Origin of the sequence: Serratia sp. root2 (assembly GCF_031931805.1) — a bacterium.
Taxonomy (GTDB): domain Bacteria; phylum Pseudomonadota; class Gammaproteobacteria; order Enterobacterales; family Enterobacteriaceae; genus Serratia; species Serratia inhibens.
On record NZ_JAUJXB010000004.1, the window covers coordinates 232910 to 250385 of the forward strand.

14 protein-coding genes and 1 riboswitch are annotated in these 17476 nt (G+C 58.4%); of the genes, 8 read left to right on the forward strand and 6 right to left on the reverse strand.

Going from position 1 to position 17476, the window contains the following annotated elements; translation table 11 throughout:
• Nucleotides 1–3: 3 nt before the first annotated feature.
• Nucleotides 4–624: a TIGR04211 family SH3 domain-containing protein gene (locus tag QZQ97_RS18950; protein WP_311994702.1), complete on the reverse strand. Its 621-nt coding sequence runs from the start codon at nucleotides 622–624 to the stop codon at nucleotides 4–6.
• Between the two features lie 279 nt (nucleotides 625–903).
• Here QZQ97_RS18950 and QZQ97_RS18955 point away from each other — a divergent pair, with 279 nt between their 5' ends.
• The 4 genes from QZQ97_RS18955 to yjeH all read left to right on the forward strand — a co-directional run bounded on the left by QZQ97_RS18955 (nucleotide 904) and on the right by yjeH (nucleotide 8019).
• Nucleotides 904–2211 carry an inorganic triphosphatase gene (locus QZQ97_RS18955; protein ID WP_311994703.1) on the forward strand — a complete coding sequence of 436 codons (1308 nt, stop codon included), beginning with the start codon at nucleotides 904–906 and terminating at the stop codon, nucleotides 2209–2211.
• A 45-nt stretch (nucleotides 2212–2256) separates the two neighbouring features.
• Nucleotides 2257–5094, forward strand: coding sequence for a bifunctional [glutamate--ammonia ligase]-adenylyl-L-tyrosine phosphorylase/[glutamate--ammonia-ligase] adenylyltransferase (gene glnE, locus QZQ97_RS18960; protein WP_311994704.1), 2838 nt, complete (start codon nucleotides 2257–2259; stop codon nucleotides 5092–5094).
• 93 nt (nucleotides 5095–5187) lie between these two features.
• Entirely contained in the window at nucleotides 5188–6618 is a 1431-nt protein-coding gene (gene hldE / locus QZQ97_RS18965; protein ID WP_311994705.1) for a bifunctional D-glycero-beta-D-manno-heptose-7-phosphate kinase/D-glycero-beta-D-manno-heptose 1-phosphate adenylyltransferase HldE, read from the forward strand.
• A gap of 150 nt (nucleotides 6619–6768) precedes the next feature.
• Nucleotides 6769–8019 carry an L-methionine/branched-chain amino acid transporter gene (yjeH, locus tag QZQ97_RS18970; protein WP_311994706.1) on the forward strand — a complete coding sequence of 417 codons (1251 nt, stop codon included), beginning with the start codon at nucleotides 6769–6771 and terminating at the stop codon, nucleotides 8017–8019.
• A 32-nt stretch (nucleotides 8020–8051) separates the two neighbouring features.
• Here the strand turns inward: yjeH and ubiK are convergent, their stop codons facing one another.
• Nucleotides 8052–8330, reverse strand: a complete 279-nt coding sequence (gene ubiK, locus QZQ97_RS18975) for a ubiquinone biosynthesis accessory factor UbiK (protein ID WP_004948322.1) — start codon at nucleotides 8328–8330, stop codon at nucleotides 8052–8054.
• Nucleotides 8331–8475: 145 nt separating this feature from the next.
• A riboswitch (FMN riboswitch) is annotated at nucleotides 8476–8637 on the forward strand.
• A 112-nt stretch (nucleotides 8638–8749) separates the two neighbouring features.
• On the opposite strand from ubiK, the gene ribB reads away from it, so the two are divergent.
• Complete coding sequence (gene ribB / locus QZQ97_RS18980) at nucleotides 8750–9403, forward strand: 3,4-dihydroxy-2-butanone-4-phosphate synthase (RefSeq protein ID WP_311994707.1); 654 nt, start codon at nucleotides 8750–8752, stop codon at nucleotides 9401–9403.
• Between the two features lie 67 nt (nucleotides 9404–9470).
• Here ribB and QZQ97_RS18985 read toward each other — a convergent pair whose 3' ends face one another.
• Nucleotides 9471–10988 carry an alkaline phosphatase gene (locus QZQ97_RS18985; RefSeq protein WP_311994708.1) on the reverse strand — a complete coding sequence of 506 codons (1518 nt, stop codon included), beginning with the start codon at nucleotides 10986–10988 and terminating at the stop codon, nucleotides 9471–9473.
• A 255-nt stretch (nucleotides 10989–11243) separates the two neighbouring features.
• Nucleotides 11244–12011 carry a zinc transporter ZupT gene (zupT, locus tag QZQ97_RS18990; RefSeq protein ID WP_311994794.1) on the reverse strand — a complete coding sequence of 256 codons (768 nt, stop codon included), beginning with the start codon at nucleotides 12009–12011 and terminating at the stop codon, nucleotides 11244–11246.
• A gap of 209 nt (nucleotides 12012–12220) precedes the next feature.
• On the opposite strand from zupT, the gene ygiD reads away from it, so the two are divergent.
• A complete protein-coding gene (gene ygiD, locus QZQ97_RS18995; protein ID WP_311994709.1) occupies nucleotides 12221–13003 on the forward strand; it encodes a 4,5-DOPA dioxygenase extradiol in 783 nt (260 codons plus the stop codon).
• Between the two features lie 57 nt (nucleotides 13004–13060).
• Here the strand turns inward: ygiD and QZQ97_RS19000 are convergent, their stop codons facing one another.
• Together QZQ97_RS19000 and QZQ97_RS19005 are read right to left on the reverse strand one after the other, a co-directional pair.
• The gene (locus tag QZQ97_RS19000) at nucleotides 13061–14221 is read right to left on the reverse strand and encodes a glutathionylspermidine synthase family protein (RefSeq protein WP_311994710.1); all 1161 of its coding nucleotides are present in this window, start codon (nucleotides 14219–14221) and stop codon (nucleotides 13061–13063) included.
• Between the two features lie 3 nt (nucleotides 14222–14224).
• Nucleotides 14225–14890, reverse strand: a complete 666-nt coding sequence (locus QZQ97_RS19005) for a DUF1190 family protein (RefSeq protein WP_311994711.1) — start codon at nucleotides 14888–14890, stop codon at nucleotides 14225–14227.
• Nucleotides 14891–15243: 353 nt separating this feature from the next.
• Between QZQ97_RS19005 and QZQ97_RS19010 the strand changes: the two genes are divergently transcribed.
• Nucleotides 15244–16350 (forward strand): glycerol dehydrogenase, encoded by a 1107-nt coding sequence (locus tag QZQ97_RS19010; RefSeq protein WP_311994712.1) that lies wholly within the window; start codon nucleotides 15244–15246, stop codon nucleotides 16348–16350.
• 52 nt (nucleotides 16351–16402) lie between these two features.
• Nucleotides 16403–17473: a dihydroxyacetone kinase subunit DhaK gene (dhaK, locus tag QZQ97_RS19015; protein WP_311994713.1), complete on the forward strand. Its 1071-nt coding sequence runs from the start codon at nucleotides 16403–16405 to the stop codon at nucleotides 17471–17473.
• Nucleotides 17474–17476 lie beyond the last annotated feature (3 nt).

Here is a 17476-nt window from a genome sequence, read left to right on the forward strand (position 1 = left end):
AAATCAGTTCATCCAGCGATTGCTGTTCTTGCGACGCGGGATCAGGTGCGGCAACAGCAAGCCGAGCAGCAGGCCAACGCCGGCAACGCCGCCGCCGTACATGAACCACTGCAGGATAATGGTGCGCTGTTTGTCGTCGAGCTGCAGGTTAACCGCGTTAACCTTCTTCTGGGCCACGACCAGCTGATTTTTGAGATCTTGATTTTCCTGCTGCAGGCCGCTGATGGTGCCGTCGCTGGCAGCCACTTTTTGCTGCATTTCCGCCGTGCGCTGGTTCCAGCTGTTGTCGATATTGGCCAGCTTGTCGGTCAGGGTTTTCACCTGTTGTTCCAGCGCAGGCACGCGAGTGCGCAGGCTTGGCGTCTGGCTGAGCTGGTCGAGCGGGATCCAGATAGTGCGGCCTTTCGGATCGCGGATTTGGCCATAGTTGGTGCTGTCATTTACGCTCAACAGGGTGACTTCTTCACCGGCGTTCAGAGTACCGACAATACGGTACTGATTACCCGGGCCGCTGTGGACATAAGTACTCAATTCATCGGAGATATAGCGCTTATCTTCGGCATGTGCGCCCCAAGTGATGCTGAAGCTCAGCACGGCAAGGCAAATTAGGCGTAATTTCTGCATTAGTTCATCGTTTCTGTGTGAATTTATGGAACGATAGTAGAGCGTTCAGTCTGACGACGCAACGCAAAAACCGGAATGAGAACTATCTTACTGTGGCAGATTCTGTGAGTTGCGCAGCGTTTTATAACGTAACAGGTTTTTTCTGCAGTTAGCAGGGTTAAGGCGCCGGGAATCGCGGTAATATAACGGAAACTGTGCGTCATCGGGCAGAGCGCGGCAGGCAGAGTCCGCCGCCGTGAAGGCTGACGCGAATGCGTAACTTATTGGTGTAAAAGACTTATGACCGTTGAAATAGAATTGAAATTTATTGCTACCCCGGATGCCGTCGCCGCTTTGCCGCAGCAACTGGCCGCCTGGCCGCATCAGCATTCGGCGCCGCAAAAGCTGACCAATATTTACTTCGAAACCGCCGACAATTTTTTGCGCACCCATGATATGGGGCTGCGCATTCGCGGTTTTGACGACAGTTACGAAATGACCATCAAAACTGCCGGTAAGGTGGTGGCGGGTCTGCACCAGCGTCCGGAATACAACGTGGCGATCGCCAAGCCGGAGCTGGCGCTGGATTTGTTCCCGGCGGATATCTGGCCACAGGGTTGCGACATCCCGGCATTGCAGCAGCAACTGCAACCGCTGTTCCGCACCGATTTCGTGCGTGAGAAGTGGGTGGTCACTTACGGTAAGAGCGAGATTGAAGTTGGTCTGGACCAGGGTGAAGTGAGCGCGGGTGAACTGAACGAAGCGCTGTGCGAGATTGAGCTGGAGCTTAAAGAAGGCAACACCGCCGATTTGCTGGCGTTGGCCAACGCACTGGCAGAACACGGCGGTCTGCGTCAGGGTAGCCTGAGCAAGGCGGCGCGCGGTTATCATTTGGCGCAGGGCAACCTCCCGCGCGAGCGCCACCCGTTGGCGGTATTGAAGCCAGCGGCCAAATCCAGCGTTGAACAGGGGATGGTTGCCGGTTTTGAACTGGGGTTGAGCCATTGGCAGTATCACGAAGAACTGTGGCTACGCGGCGATGGCCAGGCTCGCCGTTCGGTAATGGAAGCGATTGCTCTGATCCGCCAGGCGCTGGTTGTCTTCGGCGGCCTGGTGCCGCGCAAGGCAAGCGCCGATCTGCGCGCCCGGCTGACTGCGCTGGAGCCGCTGCTGGTTGATAAGACCATCAAACCGCAGGTGCTGTGCTACAGCGCAGAATACCTGCAATGTAAGTTGGCGCTCACATCGTGGCTGGTGACCGGTGCCTGGCGGCCGTTTATCGACGCCAAAGCCCAGGCCAAGCTGGACGGCTCTTTCAAACGTTTCAGCGACATCATGCTTGGGCGCAGCGCCGCCGAGCTGAAAGAAGCCTTCACCCGCACGCTCAATGACGACGAGTATGAAGAACAGCTGCCGCGTCTGACGCGCCAGGTCTCGGCATTTATCCTGCTGTCGGGCGCATATCCGGACGACGAAACCGGCCCGTACATCGAAAGCTGGCGCGAGCTGCAGCTGGCGGTGGCTGAACGGCGTCAGGGTTGGTACGAGGCCACCCGCAAGCAGGCTTTATCGCATGCGCCATTCTGGTTAAACGGCGCGCTCCGCTAATCAAGCCGGCCTGCGAGGCGCAGGCCGCAGGACGGATCATTCACTATGTTGCCACTCTCGTGCGCGTTACAGGCTCAGGCACAGAACATCGTGCAGCGTTTTCAGGAAACTCAGGGCGCGGATTGCGCGCTCAGCAGTCAGGAACAGTGGGTTTTAGCGTCAAGTGACTTTGTCAGCGACATGTTGCTCAACCAGCCTGCATGGCTGGAGACGCTGCGCAAGCAACCGCCGGTGGCGGATGAGTGGCAACACTATGCCGCCTGGTTGCAGGACTCCCTGGAAGAGGTGCGTGACGAAACGCAGCTGATGCGCGTGTTGCGCCTGTTCCGCCGCGAGACGCTGGTGAGGATCGCTTGGGCGCAGGCGCTGAACCTGTGCAGCACGGAAGAAACGCTGCTGCAACTGAGCAGGTTGGCGGAAACGCTGATCGTCAGCGCCCGCGACTGGCTGTACCAAACCTGTTGCCGCGAGTGGGGCACGCCTTGCAACGCACAGGGCGTTCCGCAGCCGCTGCTGATCCTCGGCATGGGGAAATTGGGCGGCGGTGAACTGAACTTCTCGTCCGATATCGATCTGATCTTCGCCTACCCGGAAAACGGTCAGACCCAGGGCGGGCGGCGTGAGCTGGATAACGCCCAGTTCTTCACCCGTCTGGGGCAGAGGCTGATCAAAGCGCTGGATCAGCAAACCATTGACGGCTTTGTCTATCGCGTAGACATGCGGCTGCGGCCTTTCGGCGACAGCGGCCCGCTGGTGATGAGTTTTGCCGCGCTGGAAGATTATTATCAGGAGCAGGGCCGTGACTGGGAGCGTTACGCCATGGTAAAGGCGCGGCTGATGGGCGGATCTGAGGACGCTTACAGCCAGGAGCTGCGCAAAACCCTGCGGCCGTTCGTGTTCCGCCGTTACATCGATTTCAGCGTGATCCAGTCGCTGCGCAACATGAAAGGCATGATCGCGCGTGAAGTGCGGCGGCGCGGTTTGAAAGACAACATAAAACTGGGCGCCGGCGGCATTCGCGAAATTGAATTTATCACCCAGGTGTTCCAGCTTATCCGCGGCGGGCGCGAGCCGATGCTGCAAGGGCGTTCGCTGCTGCCGACATTGCAAGCGGTGGGTGAACTGGGGCTGCTGGAGCCGCAACAGGCGCAGGCGCTAAGCGCCAGCTATCTGTTCCTGCGCCGGCTGGAAAACCTGCTGCAGGCGATTGCCGATCAACAGACCCAAACGCTGCCGCAGGATGAGCTCGATCAGGCGCGTCTGGCCTGGGGCATGGGGTTCAGCGACTGGCCGGCGCTGTTGGCGGCGTTGGAAACCCATATGCAGGCAGTAAGGGCGGTATTTAACGACCTGATTGGCGATGATAGCCCCGATGTAGGCGAAGATCCCGATTATCAGCACTATCACAGTCTGTGGCAGGACGCGCTTGAAGAGAACGAACTGGCGCCGCTGACCCCGCATCTGGATGAAGACGCGCGCAGGCAGGTGCTGCGTATCATTGCCGAATTCCGGCATGACGTAGACAAACGCACCATTGGCCCGCGCGGCCGCGACGTACTCGATCAACTGATGCCGCGCTTGTTGGCCGAGGTGTGCCCGCGTCGGGATGCGCCGACCGCGCTGCTGCGTTTGACGCAACTGCTGCTGAGCATTGTGACCCGCACCACCTATCTTGAGCTGCTGGTGGAGTACCACGCGGCGCTTAACCATTTGATTCGCCTGTGCGCCGCTTCGCCGATGGTCGCCAATCAGCTGTCGCGCTATCCGCTGCTGCTGGATGAACTGCTGGAACCGGCGACGTTGTATCAGCCGGTGGCGCCGGACGCCTACCGCAGCGAGCTGCGCCAGTACCTGCTGCGGGTGCCGGAAGACGACGAAGAGCAAAAGCTGGAAGCGTTGCGCCAGTTCAAGCAGGCCCAGCAACTGCGTATCGCCGCCGGGGATATCTCCGGCGCGCTGCCGGTGATGAAAGTCAGCGATCACCTCACTTATCTGGCAGAGGCGATCATCGACGTGGTGGTGCAGCAGGCATGGAGCGACATGGTGGCGCGCTACGGCCAGCCAACCCATTTGCAAGAGCGGGAAGGGCGCGGTTTTGCGGTGATTGGCTACGGCAAATTGGGCGGTTGGGAACTGGGCTACAGTTCCGATCTTGACCTGGTGTTTATCCTCGATTGCCCGCCGGACGTGATGACCGACGGCGAACGCTGCATTGATGGCCGCCAGTTCTATCTGCGCCTGGCGCAGCGGGTGATGCACCTGTTCGGCACTCGCACCTCGTCCGGTATTTTGTATGAGGTGGATGCTCGCCTGCGGCCTTCGGGCGCTGCCGGCATGCTGGTCAGCACCGTCGAGGCGTTTGCCGATTATCAACAGAACGAGGCCTGGACCTGGGAACATCAGGCGCTGGTGCGGGCGCGCATCGTGCACGGCGATCCGGTTTTGCATCAACAGTTTGACGTCATCCGCCGTGAAATCCTGTGCAAACCGCGCGACCCTGCAACCTTGCAGAAGGAGGTGCGCGAGATGCGCGAGAAAATGCGCAATCACCTCGGGAGCAAGCAACGCGAGCTGTTTGATATCAAAGCCGACGAGGGTGGCATCACCGATATCGAATTTATTGCCCAGTATCTGGTCTTAGGCTATGCGAGTGCCGAGCCGCGTCTGACGCGTTGGTCGGATAACGTGCGCATTTTCGAGCTGATGGCCAATTACGACATCATGCCGGAAGAGGAAGCGCGCGCGCTGACCCAGGCTTACGTCACCATGCGCGATGAGATCCATCATCTGGCGTTGCAAGAGCATTCCAGCAAGGTCAGTAGTGAGCTGTTCGCCGCCGAACGTGAGCAGGTACGCGCCAGTTGGGCGAAATGGCTGGGCTGACAAGGCCGGTTGCGCAATACGTTTTGCAGGTATTACGGACGTCTGTGGTAATATCTGCGCCACTAAAATTTTGGACTTTTTTGGAGTTATCGGATGAAAGTTACGCTGCCTGATTTTCGCCGCGCCGGGGTATTGGTGGTGGGTGACGTCATGTTGGATCGCTATTGGTATGGCCCGACCAGCCGTATTTCACCGGAAGCGCCGGTGCCGGTGGTCAAGGTTGATACCATCGAAGAGCGTCCGGGCGGTGCGGCTAACGTGGCGATGAACATTGCTTCGCTGGGCGCCAACTCACGCCTGGTGGGCCTGACCGGCATTGATGACGCGGCGCGGGCGCTGAGCGCCAAACTGAACGAAGTGAACGTGCGCTGTGATTTTGTCTCGGTGCCGACGCACCCGACCATCACCAAATTGCGTGTGCTGTCGCGTAATCAGCAATTGATCCGTCTCGATTTCGAAGAAGGTTTTTCCAACGTCGATCCGCAGCCGATGCTGGAACGCATCCAGCAGGCGCTGCCGCACATTGGCGCGCTGGTGCTGTCCGACTACGCCAAAGGCGCATTGAGCCAGGTGCAAAGCATGATCCAACTGGCACGCGCCGCCAAGGTGCCGGTGCTCATCGATCCTAAAGGCTCCGATTTTGAGCGCTATCGCGGTGCGACGTTACTGACGCCAAACCTGTCCGAGTTTGAGGCGGTGGTAGGCCACTGCAAAGACGAGGCCGAATTGGTTGAACGCGGCATGAAACTGGTGGCGGATTTTGATCTTTCCGCGCTGCTGGTTACCCGTTCCGAGCATGGCATGACGCTGCTGCAACCGGGCATTGCGCCGCTGCATCTGCCAACGCTGGCGCAGGAAGTGTTTGACGTGACCGGCGCCGGCGATACCGTGATTGGCGTGCTGGCTGCTGCTCTGGCCGCCGGTAATACCCTGGAAGAATCCTGTTTCCTGGCCAATGCCGCCGCCGGCGTGGTGGTGGGCAAGCTGGGGACCTCGACCGTTTCGCCAATCGAACTGGAAAACGCAGTGCGCGGCCGTGCCGAAACCGGCTTTGGCGTAATGACCGAAGCCCAGTTGAAAACAGCCGTGGCGCAGGCCCGCCAGCGCGGTGAGAAAGTGGTGATGACCAACGGTATCTTCGACATTCTGCATGCTGGCCATGTTTCCTATCTGGCTAATGCCCGCAAAATGGGCGATCGCCTGATTGTGGCGGTGAACAGCGATGCTTCCACCAAACGTCTGAAAGGTGAAACCCGCCCGGTCAACGCGCTGGAAAACCGCATGATCGTGCTTGGCGCGCTGGAAGCGGTGGACTGGGTAGTGCCGTTTGAAGAAGACACGCCGCAGCGCCTGATCGCCGACATCCTGCCGGATCTGCTGGTGAAAGGCGGTGACTACAAACCTGAAGATATCGCCGGCAGTGCCGAAGTGTGGGCCAACGGCGGCGACGTCAAGGTACTGAACTTTGAAGACGGCCTGTCGACCACCAACATCATCAAGGCAATCAAAGACGGGCGTGGTTAACGCCTTCTTTTTTAGCCTAAATAATTCGAGTTGCATCGAGGCGGCAATCGAGTGAGTCCCGATGAGCTTACACGAGTAAGTGATTCGGGTGAGTAAGAGCAGCCAACGTGGATGCGGCTTGAAGTATGACGGATAAAATGGCGGTGGTCAGTGAGTGGACTGAAGCAGGAACTGGGGTTGGCGCAGGGCGTCGGGTTATTGTCCACTTCATTGCTGGGTACCGGGGTGTTTGCCGTTCCGGCACTGGCGGCACAGGTGGCGCAGGGCGATAGCCTGTGGGCCTGGCCGGTGCTGATTGCGTTGGTCTTCCCTATTGCCATCGCCTTTGCGGCTTTGGGCCGCCACTTCCCCAGCGCCGGTGGTGCTGCGCACTTTGTCGGTATGGCCTTTGGCCCGCGCATGGCGAGGGTCACCGGCTGGTTGTTTCTGTCGGTGATCCCGGTTGGCCTGCCGGCGGCCTTGCAAATTGCCGCCGGGTTCTGGCAGGCCACGCTCGGTTGGAGCGCCAATGGCCTGTTGCTGGTACAGATCGCCACATTGGTGGCGATTTGGCTGCTGGGAACGCGTAGCGCGGGCTCCAGCGCCAATATTCAAACGCTGATCGCCATTCTGGTGGTGGCGCTGGTGGCCGCGATCTGGTGGCGAGGCGACATCTCGCCTGCCCAAATCCCCTGGCCTGCAATAGACGAAATTTCTCCCCCCAATTTGTTCCATGCGCTGGCGGTGATGTTCTGGTGTTTTGTCGGCCTGGAGGCGTTCGCGCATTTGGCGACGGAATTCCGTAACCCCGAGCGCGATTTCCCGCGTGCGCTACTGCTTGGCATGTTGGTCGCCGGGGCGGTCTACTGGGGCTGCACCGTGGCGGTGCTGCATTTCCACGCTTACGGCGAGCATCAGGCTGCCGCCGCGTCGCTGCCCGGCATCGTGGTGCAACTGTTTGGGCAGCATGCGTTGTGGGTTGCCTGCATCATTGGTTATCTGGCCTGTTTCGCCAGCGTGAATATCTATACGCAGAGTTTTGCCCGGCTGGTGTGGTCGCAGGCACAGGATCGGCCGTCCAGCTCGCTGGCAAAACTGTCTGCCGGGCAGGCGCCGGTCAACGCATTGAGCGCGGTAGTGGGCTGCTGCCTGCTGTTCACCTTGCTGATTTATACGCTGAAGCTGCCGCTGGATACGCTGTTGGTGTATGCCAATGGTATTTTTGTGCTGATTTATCTGCTGTGCATGCTGGCGGGGTGCCGAATTTTGCACGGGCGTTCACGGCTGATGGCGGCGACAGGTTTGGTGCTGTGCCTGCTGCTGATGGTGATTATCGGCTGGAAAAGCCTCTATGCGTTGGGGATGTTCGCGCTGATTTGGCTGCTGCTGCCGCGCAGGCCGCGGGTGGCGATCGAGCCCTAATAAGGGCGCGGTATCGCGCCCTTGGTGAAGCCTTATTCTGCGTCTGGCTGTTGCGCTGCCGGCGCTGCGTTCAGCTTGCTTTCCAGCTCGCTCATACGCTGTTCCAGTAACGCCAGTTTTTCACGGGTGCGCAGCAGCACCTGGGTTTGCACGTCGAACTCTTCGCGGTTGACCAAATCCAGGCGAGTGAGCTGTGATTGCAGCACCTGACGGATTTTCTTCTCGACGTCTTCCCCGAATTCACGAACGCCTTTAGGCATGGACTCATGAACCTGGCGTGCGATCTGTTCAATTTTTTTCGGGTCAATCATGGCGTATCCCTTTCAGAGTTTAATAGCTGTTGCCTAGTGTAATGCGAGTTGCCCGCCGGATAAACCAATAACCGCATTCTCCGCAGGGGGCCGAATTGTGCTTTTGCCAATTGCCCTGATTAATCATTAGCGTTATAGTCAGAATGCTTATTCTCAGGGCGGGGTGCAAGTCCCCACCGGCGGTAAATCACCTTCTACGGTGAAAGCCCGCGAGCGCTCAGCCAGTCTCTCGTAGCCTGGTTAGAGGTCAGCAGATCCGGTGTAATTCCGGGGCCGACGGTTATAGTCCGGATGGGAGAGAGTAACGGTATCTGCCGGGCTTGCGCCCGCTTGCGTTATTTTTTTAGCTATTGCTATAGCTACTCCTCAAGATCGCCCTGGTTCTGGTAATCCATAATTTTCTAATGAGGTTTTTTACCATGAATCAGACGCTACTTTCAGATTTCGGCACGCCGGTAGAACGCGTTGAACGCGCTCTTGAAGCATTGCGCAACGGGCGCGGTGTGATGGTGCTTGATGATGAAAATCGTGAAAACGAAGGTGATATGATCTTCGCCGCAGAAACCATGACCGTTGAGCAAATGGCGCTGACCATTCGTCACGGCAGCGGTATTGTGTGCCTGTGCATCACTGAAGACCGCCGTCAGCAGCTTGAGCTGCCGATGATGGTGACCAACAATTCCAGCCAGTTCCAGACTGCTTTCACCGTGACTATCGAAGCGGCGCAGGGCGTGACCACCGGCGTTTCCGCTTCCGATCGCCTGACCACCATCCGTGCGGCGGTTGCCGATAACGCCAAGCCGAGCGATCTGAACCGCCCTGGCCACGTGTTCCCGCTGCGTGCGCAACCGGGCGGGGTGCTGAGCCGCCGTGGTCACACCGAAGCGACCATCGATTTGGTGGCAATGGCCGGTTTCAAACCTGCCGGTGTGTTGTGCGAACTGACCAACGACGATGGCAGCATGGCGCATGCCCCGGAAGTGATCACTTTCGCCAGGCAGCATGATATGACTGTGTTGACCATCGAGGATCTGGTGGCTTACCGCCAGGCCCACGAGCAGAAAGCCAGCTGATTCAGCCTGGTCTTCGACGATAAAAAAAGCCGCGTAATGCGGCTTTTTTTATCGGTTTAACAAAGGGCTACAGATTCGACAGACGTTCGCCGATACGGCTGGCGTAGTTCATCACATGGAACGTGTAGTTCTCCTCGACCGTCCCCTGGAACAGGTGCGACCAAGGGCCGATGGCGTAGATGCCGAGATCCTCACCCCCATGCGTTTCGCTCTTCATCGGCACCAGCGCCGGCTGGATAAAGTCGGGTGCGCTGGCCTGCTCCATGGTGAGCGCCGGGCGCTCCTGCAGCGGAATGACACCGCCGGGGCCGTTGGCGAAGCTGACCGTGGTATAGGGCTTGCCGTCGCTGCCCAGCAGCGGTTTGCCGTTGACGCCGATTGAGATACCGAGGATCGGATTGCCCCGTTTGGCATAGCCGGCAAGGGTGAGCGTATGGCTATGATCGCCGGTCACCACCACCAGCGTCTCGTCCAGGTCAACTTTGCGGATTACGGTTTTTACCGCTTCATTGAGAGCTACCGTATCGGTCAGGGTGCGATAGGCATTGCCGTTATGGCTGCCGTGGTCAATACGCCCACCCTCAACCAGCAACAGATAGCCCTCGGGGTTCCTGGCCAGTATATCGATGGCCTTGCCGGTCATTTCGGCCAGAGAAGGCTCACCCGCTGCATCTTCCCGCCGATCGTGGTCGAAGTTCATATGCGACGGTTCAAACAGGGCCAACAGATGATCAACCTTCGCGGGGTCGATCCGATCGAACTGCGATTGATTCCACACGTAGCTGCCGCGTTCACCGTAGCGTTTTAGCCAGGCTTGCGTCAGGTCACGACCATCCTTCCTGTTGCCTTTTTTAGCGGAATATTCAGGATCGGTTGCACTCTCCGGCAGGAAGTTGGCGCGCCCGCCGCCCATGGCGACGTTGAGGCCGTTGCCGTATTTCATCTCAACCAACTGGCGAGCAATATCGCTGCAGCCGGCGGCCAGGGCTTCGGCCGGCATTTTTGCATCGGATTCCCAGTCTCGGTTAGCGATATGGGCATAGGTGGCGCCGGGAGTGGCATGGGTGATGGTCGCGGTGGACATGCCGAGGGAGGCGGCCATCTCCCACAGGGTGGTGACCGTTTTGGTTTTCTGATCCTCGCAGTCGTTAAGGCTCGCCGTATGGTCCAGCCCCATGAGGTCATTGAGAGTTTTGACGCCGGTGGTCATGGCGACTGCGCTGGGGGCGGAGTCGGTTATCTGGGCATTGGCAGAGTAAGTTTTGGCTGCGGCCAGGTAGGGGAAGGCTTCCCATGCCAACACGTTAGATTCGCCGTCGACGCCGCGTTGTTGCCCTTCGAAAATGCGTGCTGCGGTAACGGTTGAAAATCCCATCCCGTCGCCAACGACCAGAATGACGTTTTTCGCTCGATTGGTGTTTTTAGGTTGTGCCAGCTTTTGTTGCAGCTGTTCCTGCGCCTGTTTGAAGTAAGGATCTTCGCGCTGCACCAATTGCGCTTTTTCCTCTGCGCAGACGGCTGCTACCCACCCGGTGCATAGGGTAACGGAAAGAGCCAGGCAGGTTGTCATTGTGGGTCTGAACATGAATTCCTCCTTGTTGTGCTTGAGTTCCGTGTTGCCGAGCGCGGAGGGTGTGACGTTTTCACCGTAGCGCCGGAACCTGCCGACGGGGAGCCGGCAGAGAAATTCATTGTATATTTTGAATTAACAAATCATATACAAATTGCTCACAATTTAGACCTGTGTGGCAGTAATGCTTTGATATTCATATAGGTTATGAATTGCCTGGAAGGCATTCGATTTGGCGGGGGTGGGTGGCCCCGCCAGTCAGAATCGGCGTTAACCGATGCCGCCGCTTTGCAACAGCGTCAGGCTGAACCCCATGACCGCCATTCCGCATAACACGCCGTAGCTGGGGTTGTTGTGCGGGTCGATCTCTTTGGCCAGCGGCATCAATTCATCTACCGACAGCGCCACCATGATACCGGCCACCGCTGCCATAATCGACGCCATCACGACCGGCGAGATCATCGGGCCGAGCAGCAGGAACGCCAGCACGCCGCCGAGAATTTCTGCCATACCGGAAATGCCCGACCACAGCAGCGCTTTGGTTTTTGAGCCGGTTGCGGCATACACCGGCCCGGCAACCGCCAATCCTTCAGGAATATTGTGGATGGCGACTGCCAGCGCGACGCCCATCCCCAATTCCAGATCGGCGCTGGCGGTGACGAAAGTAGCGACGCCTTCCGGGAAATTGTGCAGGCTGATGCCGAGCGTCAGCAGCATTGCGGTGCGTTTCAGGTTATAGGGAGTGAGCGGCTTTTGCTGCAAATCCTGCGGGTGCTGATGCGGCAGTAGCCGGTCCAGCGCAAAATAGCCCAAGAGGCCGAGCATGAACATGCCGTAGCCCAGTATCGGCGACATACCCTGGGTGTGCAGCGCCGCAGGCAGCATTTCCATCAGTGAAATCAGCAGCATAATTCCGGCGGCAAAGCCGAGGGCAAAGGCCAGCATCCGGTTGGACGGTTTTTGGCCGATGACGCCGAACAGGGCACCGACAAAGGTGGCTCCGCCGGCCAGCAGGGTCAGGATCAGGGGTACTGACAGAATAGCCTCCTTAATATGCTGATAATTGTTGTTTATTTTCTGATACTAACAGAGTCACAGCTGAAATCGAGCGGGTTTGACGGATGACTTCGATTGTTTAAACCATTCAAATTTATTGAAGATGATCATCATGGTTATCCGGCTGTGTTGCCGTGGCAAACGGCGTAATCTTCTTATCAGAACCTGTGATGACTAACCAAGGATTATGTATGAACACCTCTCGTATGCCTGCTCTTTTCCTCGGCCACGGTAGTCCGATGAACGCGCTGGAAGAAAATCGCTACACCCTGGCATGGCGTACGTTGGGTGAAACGTTACCGCGCCCGAAAGCCATCGTCGCCGTTTCTGCGCACTGGTACACCCGTGGCACCGCGGTGACCGCGATGGAAAAGCCGAAAACCATCCATGATTTTGGCGGTTTCCCGCAGGCGCTGTTTGATACTCAGTACCCGGCGCCGGGCTCTCCTGAACTGGCTGCCCAGTTGCAGCAGTTGCTTGCGCCGATTGAGGTCACGGCGGATGTCAGCGAATGGGGGCTGGACCACGGCACCTGGGGAGTCTTGATCAAGATGTACCCCGACGCGGATATCCCGATCGTACAACTCAGTATCGACGGCACCAAACCGGCTGAATACCATTACCAGCTGGGCCGCAAACTGGCGGCGCTGCGTGAGCAGGGGGTGATGATTGTCGCCAGCGGCAACGTGGTGCATAACCTGCGGATGGTGAAATGGCAAGGTGACGCCACCCCTTATCCGTGGGCGGAGTCCTTTGACAGGTACGTGCGTGATAATCTGAATTATCAGGGAGATAACCATCCTTTGGTGAATTTCATGCAACATCAGGGGGCGGCGTTGTCGAACCCGACGCCGGAACATTATTTGCCGCTGCTGTACGTGCTGGGCAGTTGGGATGGTGAAGAAGCGATATCCGTGCCTGTGGACGGCATCGAGATGGGAGCGTTGAGCATGTTGTCGGTGCAGGTCGGTTAAATAAAAAACGCCAGTCTCAGACTGGCGTTTGCATTTCAGGTGTCTGGCGAGTCTTCGTCAACCGAGAATGATGTGCGGGTAGAAGCGCGACAGATCCTGAGTGATCAACTCGCGATCTTCACGCAGGCCGATACCGCAGGGCTGATCGTCCACCAACCAACTGCCGATCAGCGTGTAGCTGCCCTCGAACTGCGGCAACGGGTGGAACTGTTGCACAATCATGCCTTCTTCACCGTACGGGCCGTCAACGCGCGCCACTTCCTGACCGTTCTGCACGATCTGGATATTGGCGCCTTCGCGTGAGAACAGCGGCTTGGTGACGTAGTGATCGAGCTGTGGATGCTCGTCCTGCGCGAAATAGGCCGCCAGCAGGTTAGGGTGATCCGGGAACATTTCCCACAGCATCGGCAGCAACGCCTTGTTGGAGATGATGCTTTTCCACGCCGGCTCCAGCCAGCGCACGCCGGCATCTTCCAGCTTGGTGGAAAACATCTCGCGCAGCATAAACTCCCACGGATAAAGCTTGAACAAATTGCCGATAACCTGGTTTTGCAGATCGGTAAACTGACCCTTCTCGCCGAGACCAATCTCTTCCATAAACAGGAACTCGGTCGGCACGCCGGCTTCCAGTGCGCAGTCCTGCAGGTATTGCACCGTGCCGCGATCTTCTTCGCTGTCCTGGCAGCAGGCCAGATGCAGCAGACCGAAGCCGTGGTGCGCTTTCAGATCGGCAAAACGCTCAATCAGCTTTTCCTGCAGGCTGTTGTACTGATCGGACTCCGGGCTGAGGTTGCCGGCGTTGATCTGGTCTTCCAGCCACAGCCATTGGAAGAAGGCCGCTTCATACAGCGAGGTTGGCGTATCGGCATTGTTCTCCAGCAACTTGGGCGGATTGACGCCGTCGTAGGCCAGATCGAGACGCGAGTACAGCGAAGGTTGGCTGGTGCGCCATGAGCTGCGCACGAAATCCCAGGTGTGCTTCGGGATCTGGAATTTGGCCATCAGCGCATCGCTGCCGACCACTTTCTCCACCACCTGCAGACACATCTGATGCAGCTCGGCGGTGGCGCTTTCAATCTCTTCAATTTGCGCCAGCGTAAATTGGTAATAGGCATCCTCACACCAGTACGGCTCGCCGTACATGGTGTGGAATTTGAAGCCGAATTCGGTCGCTTTTTCGCGCCAATCCGGGCGCTCGGTAATCGCAACGCGTTTCATGCCTTAACCGCCCATGCTGCGTGAGCTGCCGGAGGTCGCGCTGCTGCGCTGCATGCTGGTTTGCTTGGCCACGGATTCGCCAAAGCCGCCGCGTGTAACGGTGTTGGTTACCGCCGGTTTTGGCGCCATCGCGGTTTTCGGCACCGTCATGGTGCGGCCGCCGGCGGTGGCTGGGCCATAGCTCTTGCCGGTGGCGTCAACGAACTTGCCGTTGGCCGGGCTGGCAGCGTTTTTGGAGGTGAACAGCGGCTGTTGGGCAAAGCCGGAACCGCCCATCATACGGCCCATCATGTAGCCTGCCATCAGCGGCATCCAGAAACTGCCGCTGCTTTGCGATTCTGCCGCCATGCCGGCCTGTGCCGGAGCGGGGGCCTGAGTACACTGCGCTTCACCGAATTCGGCCACGCAGTCTTCACGGCTGGCGTATTTAGGCGCGGTTTTTTCGGCTTCTTTCAGGGCGTTGTTATAGGCGGTGGTGCACTGTTCGCTCATGGAAGGGTTAGTGCGCGAACACTCGTCGGCATTTTGATACATCGAGACCGTTTCATCGGTTTTTTCACAGCCGGCCAGCATAAATACGCCGCTGATTGCCAAGGCTACGGGCGCAACGCGGTAGCTGCGCCAGGATTTGCGGAACGTCTCTTGGTTGATGTTTTTTGTCCGTTTCATCGTTATTAATCCCATCAGTCGGGCTGTTTTCGCCCTTTCCCAGTAGTGGCGGTAAGAATAGGGGAAAGATGGTCAAAATTAAAGCTGAAACGCCCGTGGAATCCACTCTTTACGCAGTTATACGTTAGGCTGTGCGCCAGCTCGCTTTACCGGTTAAAAAAGTGGCGGCAGAGTTCCATTATGAAACGGCAGAAAGGTAGTTGTGTTTCATAATGGAACAAAAACGCGGTCTATCGCAAAGCTCTCCGTTAGCCCTATAGTCAGTGCATAACAACGCGACGGCACAAGACCGGACGCACCATCACCTGATATCTGAACGTTACCATCGCCAATTCCCCTACAAGGATCCGGTTATGTTGAGAATCATCCAGTCCCCAGGCAAGTACATTCAGGGCGCCAATGCACTGGTCGCCGTGGGCCAATACGCGAAAGCGCTTGCCGACCATTATTTCGTGATTGCCGACGACTTCGTCATGAAGCTGGCGGGCGATACCCTGATGGGTAGTTTGCAACAGCACGGGGTGAAACATCACGCCTGCCTGTTCAACGGCGAATGCTGCCATAAAGAAATCGACCGGTTGGGGCGCGAACTGAAGGCCCATGGCTGCCGCGGCGTGATTGGCGTCGGCGGCGGCAAAACCCTCGATACCGCCAAAGCCATCGCGCATTACCAGCAATTGCCCGTAGTGTTAATCCCCACCATTGCCTCTACCGATGCGCCGACCAGCGCGCTGTCGGTGATCTATACCGAACAGGGCGAGTTTGCCGAGTATCTGATCTACCCGCGCAACCCGGATATGGTGGTGATGGACAGCGCGATTATCGCCAAGGCACCGGTGCGCCTTTTGGTGGCGGGAATGGGCGATGCGCTTTCCACTTATTTTGAGGCGCAGGCTTGTTTCGACGCTCAGGCAACCAGCATGGCGGGCGGCAAATCGACGCTGGCGGCGCTCAGCCTGGCGCGGCTGTGTTATGAAACGCTGCTGGCGGAAGGCGTCAAAGCCAAATTGGCGGTTGAGGCCGGCGTGGTGACGGAAGCGGTCGAACGCATTATCGAGGCCAATACCTATTTGAGCGGCATTGGTTTTGAAAGCAGTGGGCTGGCGGCGGCGCACGCTATTCACAATGGTTTCACCGTGCTGGAAGAGTGCCATCACCTGTACCACGGCGAGAAAGTGGCTTTCGGCACGCTATCGCAGCTGGTGCTGCAAAACAGCAGCATGGCGCAGATCGAAACGGTGCTGGATTTCTGCCACCGCATCGGCCTGCCTGTCACGCTGGCCGAGATGGGCGTTAGCGGCGATGCGGCAGAGAAAATCATGGCGGTTGCCGAAGCCAGCTGCGCCGCCGGCGAAACCATCCACAACATGCCGTTCAAGGTGACGCCGGCCAGCGTACAGGCCGCAATCTTGACGGCGGACCGGCTGGGCAGCGCCTGGCTGCAACAACACCAATGCTGATACCGCAGGGGCGCAGCAGGCTGCGCCCCGTTGGCCAAACGAGGAAATGACCGTGAAAAAACTGATCAATAAGGTTGAGTCGGTACTGGAAGAGCAACTGCTGGGGCTGGCGGAAGCGCACCCTGAACTGTTGGTGCATCAGGAGCCGGTATTCGTTACCCGCGCCGACGCGCCGGTAGCGGGCAAGGTGGCTATTCTGTCCGGCGGTGGCAGCGGCCACGAACCGATGCACTGCGGTTTTGTCGGCGAAGGCATGCTCGACGGCGCCTGTCCGGGGGAGATTTTTACCTCGCCGACGCCGGATAAAATGTATGAGTGCGGCCAGGCTATCGACGGCGGTGCCGGGGTGCTGCTGCTGATCAAAAACTACACCGGCGACGTGCTGAACTTCGAAACCGCCACCGAACTGCTGCATGACAGCGGCACCCAGGTGGCGACGGTGCTGGTGGACGATGACGTGGCGGTCAAGGACAGCCTGTTCACCGCCGGCCGACGTGGGGTCGCGAATACCGTACTGATGGAAAAACTGCTCGGCGCAGCGACGGCACGCGGCGACGATCTGGACACCCTGGTGACGCTGGGCCACAGGATCAACAATCAAGGGCATTCGATTGGCATCGCGCTGGGGGCCTGTACCGTGCCCGCAGCCGGCAAACCCTCGTTTGTGCTGGCGGAAAACGAGATGGAGTTTGGCGTTGGCATTCACGGCGAACCGGGTATTGCGCGGCGTCCGTTCACCGGCCTCAACGCGGCGGTGGACGACATGTTTCATACCCTGATCGAACACGGTCATTATCAGCGCACCCTCCGCGCCTGGGATCGCCGGCAGGGCGAATGGCGCGATGAAGTGCAGACCAAGCAGCCGCTGACGCGCGGCGATCGGGTGATTGCGCTGGTGAATAACCTGGGGGCGACACCGCTTTCCGAGCTCTACGGCGTTTATCACCGGTTGGCGGAACGCTGCGCCGAGGCGGGAATGATCGTTGAACGCAGCCTGGTAGGGGCTTATTGCACCTCGCTGGATATGCAGGGGGTATCGATCACCCTGCTGAAGGTGGATGACGAGCTGTTGGCATTGTGGGATGCGCCGGTGAAAACGCCCGCGCTGCGTTGGGGTTGCTGAGGA

Excerpts from the sequence above, each read along its gene's own strand:
- QZQ97_RS18950 (WP_311994702.1), bottom strand. The coding sequence starts at position 624 with ATGCAGAAATTACGCCTAATTTGCCTTGCCGTGCTGAGCTTCAGCATC.
- QZQ97_RS18955 (WP_311994703.1), top strand. The coding sequence starts at position 904 with ATGACCGTTGAAATAGAATTGAAATTTATTGCTACCCCGGATGCCGTC.
- glnE (WP_311994704.1), top strand. The coding sequence starts at position 2,257 with ATGTTGCCACTCTCGTGCGCGTTACAGGCTCAGGCACAGAACATCGTG.
- hldE (WP_311994705.1), top strand. The coding sequence starts at position 5,188 with ATGAAAGTTACGCTGCCTGATTTTCGCCGCGCCGGGGTATTGGTGGTG.
- ubiK (WP_004948322.1), bottom strand. The coding sequence starts at position 8,330 with ATGATTGACCCGAAAAAAATTGAACAGATCGCACGCCAGGTTCATGAG.
- ribB (WP_311994707.1), top strand. The coding sequence starts at position 8,750 with ATGAATCAGACGCTACTTTCAGATTTCGGCACGCCGGTAGAACGCGTT.
- QZQ97_RS18985 (WP_311994708.1), bottom strand. The coding sequence starts at position 10,988 with ATGTTCAGACCCACAATGACAACCTGCCTGGCTCTTTCCGTTACCCTA.
- ygiD (WP_311994709.1), top strand. The coding sequence starts at position 12,221 with ATGAACACCTCTCGTATGCCTGCTCTTTTCCTCGGCCACGGTAGTCCG.
- QZQ97_RS19000 (WP_311994710.1), bottom strand. The coding sequence starts at position 14,221 with ATGAAACGCGTTGCGATTACCGAGCGCCCGGATTGGCGCGAAAAAGCG.
- QZQ97_RS19005 (WP_311994711.1), bottom strand. The coding sequence starts at position 14,890 with ATGAAACGGACAAAAAACATCAACCAAGAGACGTTCCGCAAATCCTGG.
- QZQ97_RS19010 (WP_311994712.1), top strand. The coding sequence starts at position 15,244 with ATGTTGAGAATCATCCAGTCCCCAGGCAAGTACATTCAGGGCGCCAAT.